This is a genomic window from Caulobacter sp. FWC26 (assembly GCF_002742645.2).
In the GTDB taxonomy this organism is placed as follows: Bacteria; Pseudomonadota; Alphaproteobacteria; order Caulobacterales; family Caulobacteraceae; genus Caulobacter.
Map to the genome: position 1 here is coordinate 480,964 of NZ_CP033875.1, position 19,041 is coordinate 500,004.

Here is a 19,041-nt window from a genome sequence, read left to right on the forward strand (position 1 = left end):
CGCTACCAGGTCTTGGTCAGCTGCAGGCTTATCATCCGGCCAAGCGGGTCGGCGTTGGCCGGGTCGTAGCCGATGGCCAGCGGGTTGTCGTAGAACGGCGGATCCTGGTCGAAGAGGTTCTGCACGTTCAGGGTCAAGGTCAGGTTCCGGGCGGCGAGGACCTCGCCCCGCCAACTGCCCTGCAGGTCGACCGTCGTCCAGGGCGCGATGCGCCGGCCGCTCTCGGTGGCAAGATCGCCGACATGGTTGACCGAGGTGGTCACCAAAGCCGGTCCATGCGTCCAGCTCGCCGTGATCCGGGCCCGCAGATCCGCCGGATAGCCGGCCTGCCCGGCCAGTGGGGTCTTGGCCGAGGTCGGGGTGAGCTTGCGCTCATAGCGCGTCAGCCACGAGAGGCTGGCGTTCAGCGCCAAGGGGTCTCCCTTCACCGTGGTGTTCCAGGCGGCGCTGGCGTCCAGGCCCGCCACGTCGAGGCTGCCGGTGTTGACATAGCGCAGATCGATGATCGCCCCGTAGGTGTCGACCGGGTAGGCCGCCAGGCCAGACGCGTTGGGATCGGCCATCGCCGCCAGCACCTTGGCCCGATCGGCCGGGTTGGTCGCGGGGCTGAGGAATGTGCGGAACGGGGCGAACTGCGCCGAGGTCAGGGCCTGGGACAGCACCACCGGCGAGCCGACCCGGTCCTTGAAGGCGGTGCGGTAGGCCGAAAGGCTCAAGGTCAGGTCGGGGACGGCGTTGGGCGTGAAGGTGACGCCGGCCGTCCACGACCGGGCGGTCTCAGGCCGCAGGTTTGGATTGCCGCCCTGATAGACGAGGCTTGGCACCTGGCCCCCTTGGGCGCTGACCGCGATCGGCGTGATCGCATAGGGAATATTGAGCTCCGACAGGGCCGGGGCCCGGAACGAGGTTCCGTAGCTGGCCTTGAGCGTCAGGCCAGGGCGCAGGACCCAGACGAGCCCGACCTTGGGATTGGTGGTGGACCCGACGTCGTCATAGTCCTCGATCCGCCCGGCCAGCGACAACTCCAGCCGCTCGATCCCCGGCAGGGCGTTGTCTGGACTCACCAGCGGCGCGTTGAGTTCGGCGTAGGCGCTACGCACCTCGCGGCTGTAGCGGGCCGGGGCCTTGTTGAAGGGCGCATAGCCCGACAAGAACCGCGCCCCGCCGGTGCGCAGCGCCTCGCGTCGCAGCTGGCCGCCGACCGCCAGGCGCATCAGGCCGCCCGGCAGGCGCAGCAGCGGGCCGTCAAAGCCAAGATTGACCGATCGGCTTTCGCTGCGGACCTTGGAGAGGTCCCAGCCTGACAGGATGAAGTCCAGCACCGCGGCCTTATTGGACCCCTGGCCGATATACGGATTGAAATAGCCGTCGCGCGCGGCGCTAAAGCCGGTCAGCGGGCTGTCGGCGGCAAGGCCCGCCGCCTCGGAGAGGTTGGTGCTGTTGACCTGGCCAGCGCTGCGGCTGATCCCCAGCTCCTGGGCGTAGCCGCCATGCAGCTCCGCGTTCCAGCCGGCGCCGAGCCGCGTCTTGCCCCCCAGGCTCAGGCCAAGACTTTCGGCCTCGCCCCAGTTGCGCACCCCGGGGGCTTCGTTCTGGAACGCATAGGCGATGCGTTCGGAGGCCTGGCCCGTCGGCGAGACGAAGTAGGGATTGGCGGGGGTTAGGATGATGGTGGTGGTCGGGGCGGCGTTATGGGCGTTGATCTTGCGATGGGAAAGACGCAGGTCGCCGCTCAGCGTCACCAGGCCAAGCGCCTGCTCGGCGGCGATCACTGCGCTGTGGCGGGTCGAGCGTGGGATGACGTCATAGGCCGCCTTCTGATTGGTGCGGTTGACTGTCCCGGCGGTGAAATCGCCAGGCTTCAGGGCCGTGCCGTCCTGGCCGGCGGGGATGGCGTAGGTGGCGACATAGGCGCCGGCCGCGTTCAGCCGCAGGATGTTGCCGGGCGCGCCGGCCACCACGCTGCGTCGGTCGCTCCCACCCAGCGCCCGAAGGTCGGCCTGGCCGGTGAACGGGCGGTCAGCCCCGCGCAGGGCCTCGTTGCGGGTGTGTTCATAGGCCAGCAAGACATGACCGCCCGACCAGGTGCGGCCCAGGGCCTGACTGCCCAGATACCGGCTGTAGCCGCCTTGGGTGGCGCTCGCGGCCATCAGCCGGGTCTCGCCGCCGTCAAGATCATGGCGCAGGCGGATGTCGACCACCCCGCCGACCGCGTCGGCCCCATAGAGCGCCGAGGCCCCGTCGAGCAGGACATTGACCTTGCCCACAGCCACGAACGGGATCGCCGAAAGGTCGGAAAAGTCGCCAAACACCCCAGCGCCGGCCATGCGACGGCCATTGACCAGCACCAGGGTCGCATCCGCCCCCAGGCCCCGCAGGTCCACGCCCGTGCCGCGCATGAAATTGGTGCCGTTGGGATCGGCTCCCGTCGAGACGCTGTCTTCGCTGGCCGTGCCGCCGAACGCTTGGGGCAAGGCCGTCAGGGCCTCGGCGATGCTGGCGTAGCCGCCTTGGTCGATGGCCTCGCGGCTGAGCACCACCACCGGCGAGGCGGTGTCCTTCAGGCCACGGATGTGGCTGCCGACCACGATCTCGGCCACCACCGTCGGCTCCTGGGCCGTGACCACCGGGCTTTCGGCTTGGGCGTGACCGGGATCAGCGGCGGCGCTCCCGGCGGCGTCCAGGACCGTCGCCGTCTGAAAAACCCCGCCGCGCGGGCGCAGCACCAGCACCCGCTCGCCCGCCTGCCGCAGCTCAAGGTCGCCGCCGGCGATCAGCAGGGCGACCGCTTGCGGCGGGGTCATGCGCCCGTTCACCGCCGGCGCCTGCCGGCCCTCGACCATCTGGGTGGTGAAGACGATCGATACGCCGGTCTGCTTGGCCAGCGCCAGCAGGGACGCCTCCAGCGGGCCGGCCTGCAAATGCACCTCGGTGGCCGTCATGGGCTTGGGTGCGGCCAGCACCGCCGGCGCGGCCCCAGCGGCCAGCGCCATCGTACTCAAGCCCAGCAAGCGGCGAGGCGGACAGATACGCATTTGTTTTCCCCCATCACGCCTCGGGGCCGCCGTCTTGGCGGGCGCTGCCGGGCGTGGCGTGGGTGAGACACCTGGGAAGGGCTCTTACCCTACCAGGCTTGAGAAACTTTTATGACATGGGGCGGCGGCCAGGCGGAGCGACCGGGCGGCGCGCGGTGGCGAGCGGGCGCCGGGCTGGGCAAGGCGTCGTCGGCCATTGGCCCGGCGGTCATGATCTGGGCGCGCCTAGCCCGCCGTCAGCTCGACCCCGCCGTCCGGCCGCGGCGTGCTCTTAAGGTCGAGCATGGTCGTCACCCCGTCGACGAAGGCGCGGGTGTCGCCCGTGTCGAACACCCCGGTGACGCGCTCCTGGGCCGGGGCGCCGGGGCCCAGCACCACGTGACGGCGGCTATAGCGGTTGATCTCGGCCACGGCCTGGGCCAGGGGCACGTCGCGGAAGGTCACTCGGCCCTGCGTCCAGGCGGTCTCGACGGCCACGTCGACGGGAGCGGGCCTGGCGGGACCTTGCGGGCGCACGTCCAGGCGTTGGCCCGCGCTCAGGGTCACCGGGGCGGCGTGGCGAGCGGGGCTGCTGACCGCAACCTTGCCTTCGGCCAGGATCACCCGCACGCCCTGATCCGCCCGCCAGACCTCGAACCGGGTGCCAAGCGCCCGCACCGCGGTGTCGCCGGCCCTGACGATGAACGGACGGGCCTTGTCGGGGGCCACGGCGAACATCGCCTGGCCCTTCTCCAGCCAAAGGCGGCGTTCGCCCCGGGCCAAGCGCACGCGCACCCGGCTATTGGTGTTGAGTTCGATGGTCGAGCCGTCCTCCAGGCTGATGGCCCGCCGCTCGCCCACCGCCGTATCATAGGTCTGGCCCAGCGGCTGGACCACCAGGATCGCGCCGACCAGAAGGCTGGCGGCGACAAGGCCAAGGCCGCCTATGAGCAGGCCGCGCGGAGGCGCAAGCGCTGCGCGCCAGCCGTCCCTTTCGCGCGGTCGCTGCGCGGCGGCCTGCGCAATCGCCTGCAGCCTTGGATCATCGGCCAGGGCCCGCGCCGTCGTCGTCAGCCGCTCGATGCGGGTATAGGCCACATCGTTCAGCGTCTCGGCCCGCCAGGCGAAAAAGGCGTCAACGTCCTGGTAGCTGGGCGCGCCGCTATTGAGGCGGCCATACCACTGGGCGGCCTCGCGCGCGGCACGCTGGGCCTTGGCGTCCGCCGTCCCGCCGTCTCCCGTCCCGCCGTCGCCGGCCTTGGCGTTCTGCTGGCTCATGGCGCGGCCGTCAGCCCCGCATCATCTCGGCGCAGCGCGCGATCGCCTGGGTCATCCGCTTTTCTACCGCCTTGACCGAAATGCCGCGCAGCTGCGCGATCTCCCGGTAGGTCAGGCCCCTGACATGGTTGAGAGCGAAAACATCGCGCAACTTGGGCGGCAAGGCGAGCATCATCTGCTCAAACGCCACCGCCAGTTCCTGTTCGCCCGGGGCGGACGGGGCGAGCAGGGGGGCGTGCGGGTCGGTGGGGCGCTCGCGCCCGGACTTGCGCAGCCGGTTTGCCGCCACGTTGCGGGCGATGCGCATCAGAAGTGACCTTGGGCTGCGCACCGGGCTTGGCGGCGCATAGCCGTGCACCTTCAGCCAGGTGTCCTGGGCGATGTCGTCAGCCTCTTCGGCGCCATAACGCCAGGCCAGCGCCCGGGTCAGCCAGTCGCGGTGGGCCAGATAAGCGTCGGCCAGAGGCGGAGCGGGAGGCGTCGTGTCGCTTACGGCCAGGCCCGGCGCGTCATCGCGCGCGAGGCCTTGCGGGGCGTCCTTGCGCTCGGCGGTCGAGACGGGGCGGTTGGTGTCGGGCGGAGGCATGAGCCGCATTCCAGGCCGGGTGATGCGGGGAATCTACCGAAATACGGAAAATCTGCATACGCGAATTTTCCATATAGATGGTCCGCCGATCAATCCGTGGTCGGCCCATGCCAAGCTCGATTTTCGACAGCGCGCATACCAGTCTGGTCGAGCTCCTCATTGCGGCTCGCAAGGGGCTTCGCCTTACGCAGGCTCAACTGGGCGCGCGTTTGGGCCGAAGCCAGAGCTTTATCTCCCTGATTGAACGCGGCCAGCGCCGCGTCGATGTTATTGAGTTCGTAGCTTTGGCACGTGCTCTGGAAGTCGAACCCGAAGCCATGTTCGCCGAGCTCCTAACGCAGCCCAAAGCCTAGCTGAGAGAAATATGGAAAATCTGACTATGTGGATTTTCCATATATTTGATCCGCCGTTGCAAATTCCTGCGGTCGGCGGTGATGTCCAAGACGATCTTCGATGGAGCGCACACGCAGCTCGTCGATATTATGATCGCGGCGCGAAAACGATCGGGCCTGACCCAGGTTGAGCTGGCGGCAAAGGTCGGCCGAGATCAAACTTTCATTTCTCTGATTGAGCGTTCTCAGAGGCGTATTGATGTTCTCGAGTTCATCGCCTTGGCCCGCGCCATGGGCGAAGATCCACAGCGCCTCTTTTCAGAACTGATTTCGAACATTCCCTTGGCGATTGAAATCTAGCGCTGGGCGTCTCGCGCTTGCGCCCGCTCGCGCTCTACGGCGCCGGCTGCGCCGGACGCCGCCGAGCCCGCTTCGCGGTCTCGGCCCATTCGGGTGACAAGGCGTTACAGCGGTCCGGAGGCTGGCCTGATGTGAGAGGCTGGTTCTCGATCAACCGGAGGACCCCCGCTGTCGAGATCCATTGCTTAACGGAAGTTGTGTGATTGAGCCCGCTGATCGGGCGCGGTTGCGCGGCGCTGGGCGAATGACTTCGTAGCGATCACTGCGGCCTGGCGATCCAGAGCCGCGAGGGTGACATTCGAAGCATCCGCCCAGATTGGGCTGTGTTCCGGCTTGCAAAACTAACCCCCTTCTCGGGGAGATAGGCGTCCAAAGTTGACCCCCTATCCTTGAGGCTTTGATGGCCAGATCGGCGGCTTGTGGAGCTGCGGATCGAGACAGGGATGTTGGTATTGGAGACGGTGGCGAAGATCCGGCGCGAGCATTTCGCGCGGGGTAAGGGCGTGAAGACGATCGCGCGGGAGATGGGCCTGGCGCGCAACACGGTGCGCAAGGTCTTGAGATCGGGAGAGACCTCTCTGGTCTACGAGCGGCGCGAGCAGCCGCACCCCAAGCTTGGGACCTTCATCGAGCGCCTGGAGGGCATGTTGGAGGCCAATGCCTCGGGCCCTCGTAAAGACCGGCTGACGCTGACACGGATCGCCGACCTACTAAGTCGTGAGGGATACGACGGTAGCTATGATGCGGTTCGGCGCTACGCGAGCCGCTGGGCTGATCAGCGCCGGGGCGTCAGCTCGCCGGTCGAGGCCTTCGTGCCCCTGAGCTTCGCGCCGGGCGACGCCTACCAGTTCGACTGGAGCCACGACCAGGTGGAGATCGGCGGCACGCCGCTGACGGTGAAGGTGGCCCACCTGCGGCTCAGCCACAGCCGCCGCTTCTACATCCGGGCCTATCCGCGCGAGACCCAGGAGATGGTGTTCGACGCCCATGCCCGGGCCTTCGCGCTGTTTGGCGGTGTCACCCGGCGGGGCATCTACGACAACATGAAGACCGCCGTGGAGGCGGTGTTCGCCGGCAAGACCCGGCGCTTCAACCGGCGCTTCGAGCAGATGTGCTCCCACTACCTGATCGAGCCTGTGGCCTGCACCCCGGCCTCGGGCTGGGAGAAGGGCCAGGTGGAGAACCAGGTCGGCTACGCCCGCGACAACATCTTCAAGCCGCGCCCTCGGTTCAGGACCCTGGAGGAGCTGAACGGCTGGCTGGAAGCCGAGTGCGAGCGCCGGGCCCGCAACGACCGTCACCCCGAGTATCGCGACCGCACAGTCCAGGAGGTGTTCGAGGCTGAGCGGCCGTTCCTGGCGCCGTTCGTAGGGCCCTTCGACGGCTTCCACCAGGTCGAGGCCGTCGCCCAGGCCACCTGCCTGATCAACTTCGACCGCAACCGCTACTCGGTGGAGGCCAGGGCGGCGCGCCGGGCGGTGCAGATCCGAGCCTATGCCGACCGGGTCATGGTCCTGTGCGACGGCGAGGTCGTGGCCGATCATCCCCGCGGCTTTGGGCGCGACCACACCGTCTATGACCCCTGGCACTATCTGCCTGTCCTGGCACGCAAGCCTGGGGCGCTGCGCAACGGCGCGCCGTTCCAGGACTGGTCTCTGCCGCCCGCCCTGACCCGGCTGCGCAAGCGACTGGGCTCGGGCGACGAGGCCGATCGGCGCTTCGTTCGGGTGCTGGCCAGCGTCCTCGACGACGGCCTGGACGCCGTGGACGACGCGGTCCGCGAGGCCCTCGACGCCGGCGCCGCCAGTGACGAGGTGATCCTCAACATCCTGGCCCGACGGCGCGAACCGCCCAGGCCCGAGGCGATCACCACGTCACAGGCCTTGGCCTTGCGTCATCCGCCGATCGCCGACTGCGCCCGCTACGACCTGCTGCGAGGTCCCCGTGCAGCGGCATGAGATGATCGAGGCCCTGGGTCAGCTGGGCCTGAAGGGCATGGCCGCCGCGTTCGACGACGCGGTGACCACGGGCCTGCAGCGCAACCGCACCGCCTTGGAGATGCTGGCCGACCTGCTCAAGGCCGAGACCGCGCACCGCCAGGCCGCCTCCATCCGCTACCGGATCACCGCCGCCAAGCTGCCGGCGATGAAGGATCTGGCGCGCTTCACCTTCGACGGCTCGCCGATCAATGAGGGCCTGGTCCGCGCCCTGCACAGCGGCTCGTTCCTGGCCGATCACCGCAACATCGTCCTGGTCGGCGGCACGGGCACCGGCAAGACCCACCTGGCCATCGCCATCACCGCCAACGTCGTGCGGGCCGGCGCCCGTGGCCGCTACTTCAACACCGTCGATCTGGTGAACCGCCTTGAGGACGAGGCCCGGCGCGGCAAGACCGGCGCCTTGGCCGCCCAGCTCTCACGTCTGGACGTCGTGGTGCTCGACGAGCTGGGCTACCTGCCGTTCGCCCAGTCCGGCGGCCAGCGCCTGTTCCACCTGATCAGCAAGCTCTACGAGCGCACCTCGGTGATCATCACCACCAACCTGACCTTCGGGGAGTGGCCCACCGTCTTCGGCGACGCCAAGATGACCACGGCGCTGCTCGACCGCCTGACTCATCACTGCGACATCGTCGAGACCGGCAATGACAGCTGGCGGCTCAGGAACCGCGCCTGACCGGCGCGCCCAGCGTCATCCACAACTTGTTCAACCTCCCCCAGACCCCCTCCGGGCAGCTGAAAGATCAGTGGCTCACTAGGCGGCGACGCGCTGCGCTAGCTGACCGCTACGCGCCTCGCCGCCGGTCCGGGAACAGAGCGTAGAGGGGTCAACTTTGGACGCATATTGGGGGTCAGCTTTGGACGCCGTTTGACAGGCCTATGGGGATTTGAGCGACGCGCTTGTCCCATGAGGTCGCTGGCGATGCGCTGACCGGCATGGTCGCAAGAGTGTGCCGCCAGTTTTCTCCGTCACGACGCTGACGTGACCCCCTGAAACTCCTCCAGAAATAACTAGAGTCCGCCTCGACTTGACCTTGCCCCCGACCTTGGACCAGGTCGGGCCGGGATTTCTCGCCGGTCAGGCGCCGGGCGGGCCATATGGCCCGGCGCCGTTCATGAGCTCGATCGGGCACTTGTCGCCGATCGCGCTGTGGGGACGCTGCTCGTTATAGTCCCTACGCCAAGCCTCGCATTTTGAGCGGGCGTCGTCGAGGGACATGAACCAGGCGGTGTTTAGGCATTCAGCCCGGACCTTGCCGTTGAAGGACTCGGCGAAGGCGTTGTCGGTCGGCTTGCCGGGCCGGCTGAAGTCCAAGGTGACACCGCGCTGGTAGGCCCACAGATCCAGGTCGCGGGAGACAAATTCCGGGCCGTTGTCGACCCGAATGACCCGCGGATAGCCGACGGCCTTTCCAGCCCGCTCGAGCGTCTGGACCACGTCACAGGCCTTATAGGCAAACCGTGGATCCAGCGCCGGCGAGAACCGGCTGAAGGTGTCGATGACGGCCAGGATACGGATCTTGCGTTCGTCGAACAACTGATCGTGCAGGAAGTCCATGGCCCAGACATCGTTGGGCCCGGAGGCCGGCCGACGATCCTCACGCAGCTTGGCCTTGACCACCCATTCGACGCGGCGCAGCGGGGCCAGGCGAGCGGCGAAGGCGGCGCGGTCGGCCAGACTGGCCAGTTCACCGAAGAAGGACAGCTGCCCCTCGGCGTGGGCGGCGGCGAGCTTCTCGAGGAACAGCCGCCGGAACAGCCTGGAGAGCACGCGGACCGGCAGGAAGAACCGGGGGCGACAAGAGACCCAGCTCTGTCCGTCTAAGGCGAGGCCGCCGCCGGGGACGATGCAGTGGACATGCGGATGGTGGGTGAGCGCTGACCCCCAGGTGTGAAGGACGGCCGTCAGGCCGATGCGGGCGCCCAGGCGCCTGGGATCGGCGGCGATGGTCAGCAGGGTCTCGGAGGCGGCCTTGAACAGGGCGGCGTAGACCACGGCCTGGTTCTGGAAGGCGATGTCGCCGATCTGGGCCGGCAGGGTGAAGACCACGTGGTAGTAGGGCAGCGGCAACAGCTCAGCCTGTCGGGCCTCCAGCCAGCGCTGCGCCGCCGCGCCTTGGCACCTTGGACAGTGCCGATTGCGGCAGGAGTTGTAGGCGATCCGCTGATGGTCGCAGTCCTCGCAGCGCTCGACGTGGCCGCCCAACTGCGCGGTGCGGCAGGCCTGGATCGCCGACATCACCTTGAGCTGAGCCAGGCTCAGATGTCCGGCTTGGTCGCGACGGAAGGCCTCGCCATGGGCGTTGAAGATGTCAGCGACCTCCAGGACCGGGCGCACAGGCCCGGTCACTCGCTCAGGCCGGCGGCGGTCTCAATCGCAGCAGATCCAGCGGGCTCTCGATGCCGTCCAGGGTCTTGGCGGCCACATGGGTGCAAACCGAGGTGGTCTCAAGCTTCTTGTGGCCCAGCAGAACCTGGATCACCCGCACATCGACCCCTTGCTCCAGCAGGTGAGTAGCGAAGCAATGGCGCAGGGTGTGCAGGCAAACCGGCTTGCTGATGCCGGCCGTCCTGACCGCCACGTGGAAGGCGCGGTTGAGCGAGCGCGGCGTCACGGCGTTGAACGACGTCAGCCGGTTGGGGAACAGCCACACCGGCGGGCGCGCCACCTTCCACCAGTTGCGCAAGGTCGCCAGCAGATGCGGTGAGAGCAGCGCGTCGCGGTCGCGCCGACCCTTGCCCTGTTCGACCCGAATGCGCATGCGCTGGCTGTCGATGTCGCCGACCTTCAGGCCCACGACCTCGGCGGCCCGCAGGCCCGCGCCGTAGGCCACGCTGAGCGCGGTGCGCCACTTGAGCCCCGGCGCCGCCTGCAACAGCCGCGCGACCTCGTCCGGCGCCAGCACGACCGGCAATCTCTGTGGCTGGCGGGCGATCGGGATGTAGTCCAAGGCCTCTGGCCGCTTGAGCGTCACGCGGAAGAAGAACCGCAGCGCCACCATCGCGCCATTGATGCTGGCCGGGGCCAGGCCGCTCTGCGTCAGGTGCAGCTGGTAGCGCCGTACATCCTCGAACGTCAGCTCGCCTGGGGTCCTGCCGCAGTAGCGGCTGCAGGATCGAACCGCTCGGATGTAGGTCTCCTGGGTCCGCGGATCGAAGTTGCGGAGGGTCATGTCTTCGACCATCCTGCGACGCAACGGGTGGATATCTTCTTCGGGCATCACTCGTCTCCTGTCTTGAGGAGGACGTGGCCGACCCACGTTCCTCTTCAGACAGGAGGATCCCGATGTTCCCCAGCGCCGAACAAATGCCCCTCCCGCGCGAGCGGGTTAGTGCAATGGCGCGCTGACGACAAATGATCGGGGAGGGAGGAGGCTTTGAGAAAGACCCCTAGAGAACGTCGCTCACCGAACGGATGTCACTTTGTCGCACGCATCCGTTAACCCTGTTGCCACCTCTCGCGTCTAAGGTCTTGCAAACGATTGGGTGGGACGAGATGGGTGATCGCGAGGTGCAAAGGCTGGCAGCCTTGCGGGCCTATAGTGTCTTGGACACAGAGGCTGACGCCGCGATTGATCGCCTTGCCGGACTGGCTGGAAACCTTTTTTCGACACCGATTTCGCTGGTTTCGCTGATCGACGAGCATCGACAGTGGTTCAAGGCCAGGGTTGGCCTGGAAGCGTCGGAGACGCCGCGCGATCAGGCCTTTTGCGCCCACGCTATCGCCATGGGTCCCGACGCCGTGATGGTGGTCGAAGACGCCACTCTGGACCCGCGCTTTGCGAACAATCCCCTGGTCACCGGCGCGCCGGACATTCGCTTCTATGCGGGCGCGACCCTGACCACCAAGGAGGGCCACAACCTTGGCACCCTCTGCGTCATCGACGACAAGCCCAGGCCGCGCCCCAGCCCCGCCGAGCTGGAACGGCTTCAGCTACTGGCGCGCATCGTGGTCGACGAGTTCGAACTGACCCGCGCCCACCGCCAGGCCCGCGAAAAACAGCGGCTTCTCGAGATCGCCGAGACCATGTCTGGCGTTGGCCACTGGCGGCTGGATCTAGCCACCAACAAGCCGACCTGGTCAGACGCGGTTTACGCGATCCACGGCGTTGATCGCGAGAGCTTCGATCCCGGACTCGACGACGCCATCGCTTTCTATCATCCCGACGACCGCGACATGGTCCGGTCTCATCTGGCCAATGCTGTCGAGACCGGCGCCGGGTTTGAGTTCAGGCTGAGGCTGATGCGCGCCGACGGCGCCATGCGCCACGTCGTCTCGCGCGGGGTCTGCGAACTGGACGACCATGGCAAGCCGTCTGCGATCATTGGGCTGTTCCAGGACATAACCGACACTGTCACGACCATCGAGACCCTGAAGGATCGCAAGCAGCGCTATCAACTGGTTACCCAGCATGCCGGCGACGTCATCACCCGATACGATTTTGCAGGTGCGGGCCACTTCATCTCGCCGGCCATCGAGAAACTGCTTGGCTACACCGTCGAGGAAACCATCGGACTGACCGTGCCCTCGGTGCTGCACCCGGCGGATCGCGAGCGGGTGATGGCGGTGTTCGAGGCGATGTCGCGCGGGCTGGACCAGAGCACGCTTCAACACCGCTCGCGCCACAAGGCGGGTCACTACATCTGGGTGGAATCCAACCTGCAGCTGGTGCGCGACGAGTCCGGCGCGCCGCAGGAAATCGTCTCGGTCTCACGCGACATCTCCGACCGCAAGGCCCTGGAACTGGAGATGATGGACGCCCGCGACACTGCGCGGGAACAGGCCCAGCGGGCGCGGCTGGCCGAGGACATCGGCGGCGTCGGCTACTGGCGATACGACCTGAAGGCCCTGGACCTGGATGTGTCGCCCAAGATGTTCGAAATCTATGGGTTAGAGCGCGTCGAGCGGCCGGCCATGGCCAGCTTCAACGACCGTATCCATCCCGAAGAACGCGCCTGGACCATGGCCCGGATCGCCGAACGCCTGAAGACCGGCGAGGCCGACTACAACGTCACCACGCGCATCGTCCGCCCGGACGGCGAGGAGCGCTATATTTCCGGCAGCTCGATCATCGATATGGGGCCCGACGGCGTCCCGACCTTCATCATGGGTACGGTCCGCGACATCACCGACGAGCGCCGGGCTCAGGCCGATCTGGCGGCCAGTGAAAGCCGCTATCGGCTGATGGCCGACAGCGCCAGCGACATGATCACATCCTTCGGACCGGCCGGTGATATCCGATTCATCTCGCCGGCATGCCACCCCATTCTCGGCTATACGCCCGAGGAGATGATTGGCCGCCGGGTCATCGATATGACCCATCCCGAGGATGTGGCGGTGATGATGGGATACTATGGCGACCTGATCGCCAAGGGGCCCTCCGCGACCTCCGAGCCCTATCAGTTTCGGGGACGGCACAAGGACGGTCATTGGGTCTGGCTGGAGGGGCAGCCAAAGCTGTTTTTCGATGCGGAGACCGGCAAGCTGGCCGCGATCCAGGACGTTGCGCGAGACATCACCGGCCGCAAGGCGCTCGAGGCGGCGCTGGAACTGGCCCGCGCCGAGGCCGAGGCGGCTGCTGCGGTGAAGGCCGAATTCCTGTCGAACATGAGCCACGAGCTGCGCACACCGCTGACGGCCGTGCTGGGCTTCTCGCGCCTGATCGAGGATCAACCCGAACTGTCGCCCGCCACCCGCCGCTTCGTGGATAGGGTCTCCAACGCCGGCAAGGCGCTGCTGTCGACGGTCAATGACATTCTGGACTTCTCCAAGCTGGAGGCTGGTCAGGTCGAGATCATCGTCGCCCCCAGCAATCCGCGCCAGGTCTTGGAAGACGCCATGGACCTCTTCTCGGGCCAGGCCCAGGAAAAGGGCCTGGATCTGGTCATGACCGGCCTGGATCAGCTGCCTGATGGACTGGCCCTGGCCCCCGACCGGATCCGCCAGATCCTGCTCAACCTGATCGGCAACGCGGTGAAGTTCACCGACCGCGGTCGGGTGACGCTGGACGCCAGGTGGACGGCCAGAACCCGCCGCCTTCGCGTCTCGATCACCGACAGCGGCGTGGGCATTCCCGCCGACCGTCTGGGCCAGCTGTTCAAGCGGTTCTCGCAGGTCGACGGGTCCTCCACGCGCCGACATGGCGGGACGGGCCTGGGCTTGGCGATCTGCAAGGGCCTGGTCGACGCCATGGGCGGCCGAATCGGCGTCTCCAGCCAGGCCGGCCAGGGATCCTGCTTCTGGTTTGAGATCCCGGCCGACAAGACCTCGCGCGCCGTGACCGAGGTGGATGGCGAGACGGCGGTCATACCCGAAGGTTGCCGGGTGCTGGTGGTTGACGACAACCCGGTCAATCGCGACCTGGTCTGTGCGGTGCTGCGTGCCTTCGGCGCTGAAATGGCCGAGGCGCCCGACGGCGAGACGGCCGTCCAGCTCGCCGCCGGCGAGCCCTTCGACGTGATCCTTATGGACCTGCGCATGCCGGGCATAGGCGGCGAGGCCGCGACCCGACAGATTCGCAAGGACGGGCTCAACGGCAATGTCCCGATCATCGCCTTCTCGGCCGATGTGGGCGGCGTCTTGCCGGTGGACGTCTTCGACGGCTTGGTCGCCAAGCCGCTGGATGCGCGCACGCTGATCGCGGAGATCAACCGCACCCTGTCCTTCGAGGGAGATATCGAAAATGCCGCCTAACGCGCGCACGAAACGGATCTTCATCGCGGAAGACGACCGCAACCTGCTGGAACTTCTGACCACGCGGCTTGACCTGGCCGGCTACGCGACCAGTTTCGGTCGCGATGGATGGGAGGCTCTGGAGGGCATCCACAGCACCCGGCCCGCCGCCATAGTCTTGGACGTCAACATGCCCCGGCTGGACGGCTTTGGCGTGCTGCGCCATCTCAGGAAGAGCCCGGCCGTGTCCAATATCCCAGTGATGATGCTTACGGCCCGCAATGCACCAAACGACATTCGCGAAGCCCTCGCACTAGGTGCAAAAGACTATCTCGCCAAGCCGTTCAACGACGCGATGTTGTTGGCGCGGGTAGCTCGCCTGCTGCGCCCTAGGCCGACGGCGCCTCCAATAGTTTCAAACGAGGTGCTGCTCTAGCGGCCGTCATACATATCCAGCGGAGAGGCTCAATCTAGCGGCGTTTCCGCTCAGCGCTGCCTTGTCGGTATCGAATTCAACGTCGTGTTCCCGGATCGACGCCAGAGTCCGCTAGCGGCGCATTGTAGTCGTCGGGGTCTCCCACGGAGTTTCACACGATTGTCGTCAGGCGCTGGCATTGCCGGCTCATGTCCATCCCTGCCTCCGATCAAGGCCTGACGCGTGAGTCGTCCGGCTCGCCAGGCGCCGAGCGCTTTGAGGCCCTGACCCGACGCCTTCGCGTTCCACTGCTGCGCTACTTCACGCGCCGCACCGGCTCGCGGCCCGACAGCGAGGAATTGGTGCAGGATCTGTTCCTGCGACTGCTGCGCCGGCCTGGCCTCATGGCCCTCGAGAGCATCGATGGTTACGTGTTCGAGGCCGCCGCGAACCTCCTTCGCGACAAGGTGAAACGGGAACGGACACGGCCGCTGCTGAGCGCGGTCGACTTGGAACGTATCGACCTGGCTGACGACCTCCCCGACGCGGAGGACGTTGTCGGAGGGCGGCAAAGCCTGGAGCGCATCCAGGTCGCCCTCAAGTCGCTGTCGCCCCGGGCGCGCACCATCGTCATTCTTCGTCGCTTCGAGGACATGAGCCACGCCCAGATCGCCGCCCGGCTGAATATCTCGGTCAGCGCCGTCGAGAAGCATCTTGTGCGGTCGATGGCTGTGCTGCGCAACGCCTTGCGGGAGCAGGGGTGATGAGGCGTCGCATCGTTGACGAGGACGAGGCCGCCCGATGGTTCGCCAAGGCCGATCGCGGGCCGCTGGCGGCGGACGACCGCAAAGCGTTCCTTGAATGGCTCGAAGCCCCCGGCAACGCCGAAGCCTATCAGGAAACCGCCCACGCCTGGTCGTCCCTGAGGGCGGCCAAGGGCGCCGATGGCCTAATGGCGATGCGCGCGGCTGCTTTGCGCGACGCATCCGGGATCAGCCGTCGGCGCGCGATTTTCGGCTTGGCCGGCGCCGCGACAGCGGCGGGCGGGGGCGGCGTCGCGGTGATGATGGCCAGCGCGGCCGGCGCGACGATCCGCACCAGCGCGGGCGAGCGCCTTACCGCCCCGTTGCCGGACGGATCGAGCGTGACCCTGGCTCCGCTGTCGAGGGTTCGTGTGCAGTACGACGCCCAGCGTCGGCGCGTGCGGCTCGTTGAGGGGCAGGCCTATTTCGACATGCGCTCGGCCCCCGACCGGCCGTTCCAGGTCGTTGTTGGCGATGAGCACGCCCAAGGCAGCGGCGGGCGTTTCCAAGTGACCAAGCAGGGCGATACGGCGCAGATTCTTATCGAGGACGGAGCGCTCGACGTCGCCGCGGCCGGACAGTCCGCGCCGCGAAGACTGACGACCTTCCAAATGGTGTCTGGTCAGGCCGGGCCAAAATCCGTGGCGGCGGCGGATCTCGACGCGCTCACGGCCTGGCGCGATGGCCGGCTGGTGTTCAACGACACGCCGTTGCCGCAGGTCGCGGCGGCGTTCAATCGCTATTCCAGCGACCAGTTGTCCCTGGCTCCGGGCGCGCGGTTGAACGACATCCGGATCTCCGGATCGTTCCGCTACGACGGCGCGCGCGAGTTCGCCAACGCCCTGCGCGTGGGCTTTGGCGTGCGCGTCCAGCAGGTCGACAGGACGACCTGGGAGATCGCCGAATGACCGGTTCTGGCGTCCCCGTGCTCGATGAAATTTTCACGACAAGGTGAGGCTTTCGGCGGAGCCGCGGTTCCTGGGGATGATCGGTCGACGGGGGCCGGATTTGCCTAGGAAAGCACGATGACGAACCGAGTTTCCCACGCCGCTGGTCTTCGGCGCGGCCTGATGGCCTGCTGCGCCGTGATGGTCCTGAGCGCGGCCGCGCCGGCCCTGGCCCAGGAGCCCGCCGCGCCGTCGGTGGCCTTCACCCTGCCAACCCAACCCCTGGAACTGGCCCTGCCGGCCTTCGCCAAGCAGGCCGACGTGCAGGTGCTCTATGCGTCGAACCTCGTGAAGGGCAAGCGCGCCAACGCCGTGATCGGCACGCGCCCGCCCGCCGAGGCGCTGCGCGACCTCCTGGCGGGTTCTGGCCTGAGGGCGACGACTACCGGACCGCGGACATTCCTGATCTCGGTGGAGGAAAATCCGGTCGTCGCCGAGCTGGAAGAAGTGATTGTCACCGCCCAGAAGCGCTCGGCGCGGATCGAGAACGTCCCGATCGCCGTGACCGTCGTCGAAGGCGGCGACGCCCAGCGGCGCGGGATCGCCAACGTCGTCGACCTCGTCGATCAGGTCGCCGGCGTCTCGGTGAACTATGCCTTCGGCGGCGTCAACTACGGCCTGATCAGCATCCGCGGCATCGGCGGCGCCGACGATTACAAGCCCAACGGCAACCCCTCGGTCGCCTTGCATGTCGATGGCGTCTACCAGACCTCGAACGCCTATCTGGGCATGCCGCTGTTCGACCTCGATCGCATCGAAGTGCTCAAGGGACCGCAAGGCACGCTCTATGGCCGCAACACCACGGCCGGCGTCATCAACGCCATCACCCGCGGTCCCGGCCAAGTTCTCGAAGGCTCGGGCCGCGTCGAGTACGGCAGCTACGATTTCATTGAGATGGAAGCCTCGGTCGGCGGGCCGGTCAGCGAGAACCTCGGGGTTCGCCTCGCCGTCCTGGCCCAGAACGGCGGCGGCTTCATGGACGGCGCGGGCGCGGGTCTCTTGGCTGGCTATCGCCCGTCGGTGCGCGGCATGGTGCAGACCCAGGTGCCGGCGCTGGTCGATCCGGGGCGCCGCAAGGGTTTCGGCGATAAGGACCTCATCGCCGGCCGCGCGACCTTCGACGTCAAGATGGCCCCGGAAAGCGATCTGGTCGTGAAGCTGTTCGGCAGTCGCGACCGGGGTGACACCCGTCAGTACGACCGGATCTCGCGGGCCCGGGACGCCTCGATCGCCAACGCCGGCGAGAACAACGACCCGTACGAGTTCTACTCGACCGGCTATCCGACCCAGAGCATCGACATCTATGGCGGCTCGGCGAGCTTCAGCCACAAGGTCCGCGAGAACCTGAATTTCACCGCCATCGGCGGCTGGCAGGGCAGCAAGCGCTCTGTTAAAGGCAACGGCGACGGCTCGCCCTATCCGGCCTCCTATTTCGACGCCAACGAGAAGCTCAGCCAGTCATCGCTGGAAATGCGCCTAGCCGACGACACCGGCGGCAAGCTGGATTGGATCGCCGGCGCCTTCTTCGTGACCGACGAGGTCAAGTTCGACACCAACTGGATCAGCTACTCGGCGCTGACGACGTACGACAACCTTCACCGCCAGGAACGGGAGAGCTTCGCGCTGTTCGGCCAGGCCGACTATCGCCTGATCGAGCGCCTGCAGATCTCGGCGGGTCTGCGCTACACGCGCGACAACGCCCACTATGTCGGCCGCAACATCGACCACAATCCGTGGGGTATCAGCACCTTCACGACGACCTTCGTCACCACCAACCCCTTCTCATGGGACGAAAAGTTCGACGACGACAATGTCTCGGGGCGCCTGACCGTGAAGTACGATGTCACGCCAGCCCTGAATGTCTTCGTCTCAGCCGGCACCGGCTATCGCGGCGGCGGCTTCGACGGCACCTCGATCTTTACCGTGGCCGAGACCAAGCCGTTCGCCTCGGAGACCGTGCGCGCCTACGAGGCGGGCCTGCGCTGGACTACCTCGCGCTTGCGCCTGTCACTGGACGTTTTCGACTACCGCTTCAGCGAGCTGCAGGCGACGACGCGCCTGGCCAACGACACCAACGGCCGCGCCAATGTCGGCAAGGCTAGCAGCAAGGGTGTCGAGGTGGCGCTCAGCGCACAGTTGCTGCGTACCGAGCGCCAGAATCTGACCTTTGACGTCAACGCCGCGTGGCTCGACACCGAAGTCCTGTCGTTCTCCTCCAACCGCGTGGCCGATGTGCTGCAGACGGTGGGCGACCCGCTGCCGGGCGCGCCGGATGTATCGGCCACCGCTAGCCTGAACCACAGCATCACGCTGAGGGAAGGCTGGTCGCTGCGCAGCCGGGTGGGCGTCACCCACCATGGCGAGGAATCCAACCGCCTGAACGCGGCGCCAGGCAACACAGCCAAGGCCTACACCCTGGTCAACGCGCGGGTGGACTTGGCCACGCCATCGAACTGGACGGTCTATGCCTATGGTCGCAACATCACCGACGAGGTCTATTTCCCGGAGCTGAACGGCGCGGCTCGACTGGTCGGAGCGCCCGCCACCTACGGGATCGGCGCGCGGCTCGACTTCTGAGCGCGGGGCGATCCGGTCCTCTCGGGTCGGATCGCCTCCACCTCGTTTCTCCGACGGGA

General features: G+C 67.1%; 14 protein-coding genes. 9 read left to right on the forward strand and 5 right to left on the reverse strand.

What is annotated here, in order from left to right:
* Positions 1-2: 2 nt before the first annotated feature.
* The 3 genes from CSW63_RS03935 to CSW63_RS03945 all read right to left on the reverse strand — a co-directional run bounded on the left by CSW63_RS03935 (position 3) and on the right by CSW63_RS03945 (position 4,878).
* Entirely contained in the window at positions 3-3,035 is a 3,033-nt protein-coding gene (locus CSW63_RS03935; RefSeq protein ID WP_062095328.1) for a TonB-dependent receptor, read from the reverse strand.
* 225 nt (positions 3,036-3,260) lie between these two features.
* Positions 3,261-4,292 carry a FecR family protein gene (locus tag CSW63_RS03940; RefSeq protein ID WP_062095331.1) on the reverse strand — a complete coding sequence of 344 codons (1,032 nt, stop codon included), beginning with the start codon at positions 4,290-4,292 and terminating at the stop codon, positions 3,261-3,263.
* A 10-nt stretch (positions 4,293-4,302) separates the two neighbouring features.
* On the reverse strand, positions 4,303-4,878 hold the full coding sequence (locus CSW63_RS03945) for an RNA polymerase sigma factor (RefSeq protein ID WP_082749425.1): 576 nt from the start codon (positions 4,876-4,878) through the stop codon (positions 4,303-4,305).
* Positions 4,879-4,985: 107 nt separating this feature from the next.
* On the opposite strand from CSW63_RS03945, the gene CSW63_RS03950 reads away from it, so the two are divergent.
* From CSW63_RS03950 to istB, 4 genes are all read left to right on the forward strand, one after another.
* Positions 4,986-5,231, forward strand: coding sequence for a helix-turn-helix domain-containing protein (locus CSW63_RS03950; protein WP_062095333.1), 246 nt, complete (start codon positions 4,986-4,988; stop codon positions 5,229-5,231).
* An 81-nt stretch (positions 5,232-5,312) separates the two neighbouring features.
* Positions 5,313-5,570: a helix-turn-helix domain-containing protein gene (locus CSW63_RS03955; protein ID WP_082749430.1), complete on the forward strand. Its 258-nt coding sequence runs from the start codon at positions 5,313-5,315 to the stop codon at positions 5,568-5,570.
* Between the two features lie 443 nt (positions 5,571-6,013).
* Positions 6,014-7,528 (forward strand): IS21 family transposase, encoded by a 1,515-nt coding sequence (gene istA / locus CSW63_RS03960; RefSeq protein WP_066684306.1) that lies wholly within the window; start codon positions 6,014-6,016, stop codon positions 7,526-7,528.
* A complete protein-coding gene (gene istB / locus CSW63_RS03965; RefSeq protein ID WP_066684304.1) occupies positions 7,515-8,243 on the forward strand; it encodes an IS21-like element helper ATPase IstB in 729 nt (242 codons plus the stop codon). Before istA ends, istB begins: the two co-directional genes overlap by 14 nt.
* 402 nt (positions 8,244-8,645) lie before the next feature.
* On the opposite strand, the gene CSW63_RS03970 is transcribed toward istB, so the two are convergent.
* Positions 8,646-9,905 carry a transposase zinc-binding domain-containing protein gene (locus CSW63_RS03970; protein ID WP_082749426.1) on the reverse strand — a complete coding sequence of 420 codons (1,260 nt, stop codon included), beginning with the start codon at positions 9,903-9,905 and terminating at the stop codon, positions 8,646-8,648.
* Positions 9,906-9,921: 16 nt separating this feature from the next.
* Entirely contained in the window at positions 9,922-10,788 is an 867-nt protein-coding gene (locus CSW63_RS03975) for a site-specific integrase (RefSeq protein ID WP_062095345.1), read from the reverse strand.
* Positions 10,789-11,078: 290 nt separating this feature from the next.
* On the opposite strand from CSW63_RS03975, the gene CSW63_RS03980 reads away from it, so the two are divergent.
* From CSW63_RS03980 to CSW63_RS04000, 5 genes are all read left to right on the forward strand, one after another.
* Positions 11,079-14,261: a PAS domain-containing protein gene (locus CSW63_RS03980; protein ID WP_231737409.1), complete on the forward strand. Its 3,183-nt coding sequence runs from the start codon at positions 11,079-11,081 to the stop codon at positions 14,259-14,261.
* Positions 14,251-14,676 carry a response regulator transcription factor gene (locus tag CSW63_RS03985; protein ID WP_062095348.1) on the forward strand — a complete coding sequence of 142 codons (426 nt, stop codon included), beginning with the start codon at positions 14,251-14,253 and terminating at the stop codon, positions 14,674-14,676. Before CSW63_RS03980 ends, CSW63_RS03985 begins: the two co-directional genes overlap by 11 nt.
* Positions 14,677-14,864: 188 nt before the next feature.
* The gene (locus CSW63_RS03990) at positions 14,865-15,419 is read left to right on the forward strand and encodes an RNA polymerase sigma factor (RefSeq protein WP_062095350.1); all 555 of its coding nucleotides are present in this window, start codon (positions 14,865-14,867) and stop codon (positions 15,417-15,419) included.
* Complete coding sequence (locus CSW63_RS03995) at positions 15,419-16,366, forward strand: FecR domain-containing protein (protein WP_062095352.1); 948 nt, start codon at positions 15,419-15,421, stop codon at positions 16,364-16,366. The genes CSW63_RS03990 and CSW63_RS03995 overlap by 1 nt, the downstream gene beginning before the upstream one ends.
* Before the next feature lie 117 nt (positions 16,367-16,483).
* A complete protein-coding gene (locus CSW63_RS04000; protein ID WP_062095354.1) occupies positions 16,484-18,982 on the forward strand; it encodes a TonB-dependent receptor in 2,499 nt (832 codons plus the stop codon).
* Positions 18,983-19,041: the final 59 nt, after the last annotated feature.

Bases quoted from the DNA above. Each gene is read 5' to 3' on its own strand.
- CSW63_RS03935 (WP_062095328.1), bottom strand. From the start codon at position 3,035: ATGCGTATCTGTCCGCCTCGCCGCTTGCTGGGCTTGAGTACGATGGCG.
- CSW63_RS03940 (WP_062095331.1), bottom strand. From the start codon at position 4,292: ATGAGCCAGCAGAACGCCAAGGCCGGCGACGGCGGGACGGGAGACGGC.
- CSW63_RS03945 (WP_082749425.1), bottom strand. From the start codon at position 4,878: ATGCCTCCGCCCGACACCAACCGCCCCGTCTCGACCGCCGAGCGCAAG.
- CSW63_RS03950 (WP_062095333.1), top strand. From the start codon at position 4,986: ATGCCAAGCTCGATTTTCGACAGCGCGCATACCAGTCTGGTCGAGCTC.
- CSW63_RS03955 (WP_082749430.1), top strand. From the start codon at position 5,313: ATGTCCAAGACGATCTTCGATGGAGCGCACACGCAGCTCGTCGATATT.
- istA (WP_066684306.1), top strand. From the start codon at position 6,014: ATGTTGGTATTGGAGACGGTGGCGAAGATCCGGCGCGAGCATTTCGCG.
- CSW63_RS03975 (WP_062095345.1), bottom strand. From the start codon at position 10,788: ATGCCCGAAGAAGATATCCACCCGTTGCGTCGCAGGATGGTCGAAGAC.
- CSW63_RS03985 (WP_062095348.1), top strand. From the start codon at position 14,251: ATGCCGCCTAACGCGCGCACGAAACGGATCTTCATCGCGGAAGACGAC.
- CSW63_RS03990 (WP_062095350.1), top strand. From the start codon at position 14,865: ATGTCCATCCCTGCCTCCGATCAAGGCCTGACGCGTGAGTCGTCCGGC.
- CSW63_RS03995 (WP_062095352.1), top strand. From the start codon at position 15,419: ATGAGGCGTCGCATCGTTGACGAGGACGAGGCCGCCCGATGGTTCGCC.
- CSW63_RS04000 (WP_062095354.1), top strand. From the start codon at position 16,484: ATGACGAACCGAGTTTCCCACGCCGCTGGTCTTCGGCGCGGCCTGATG.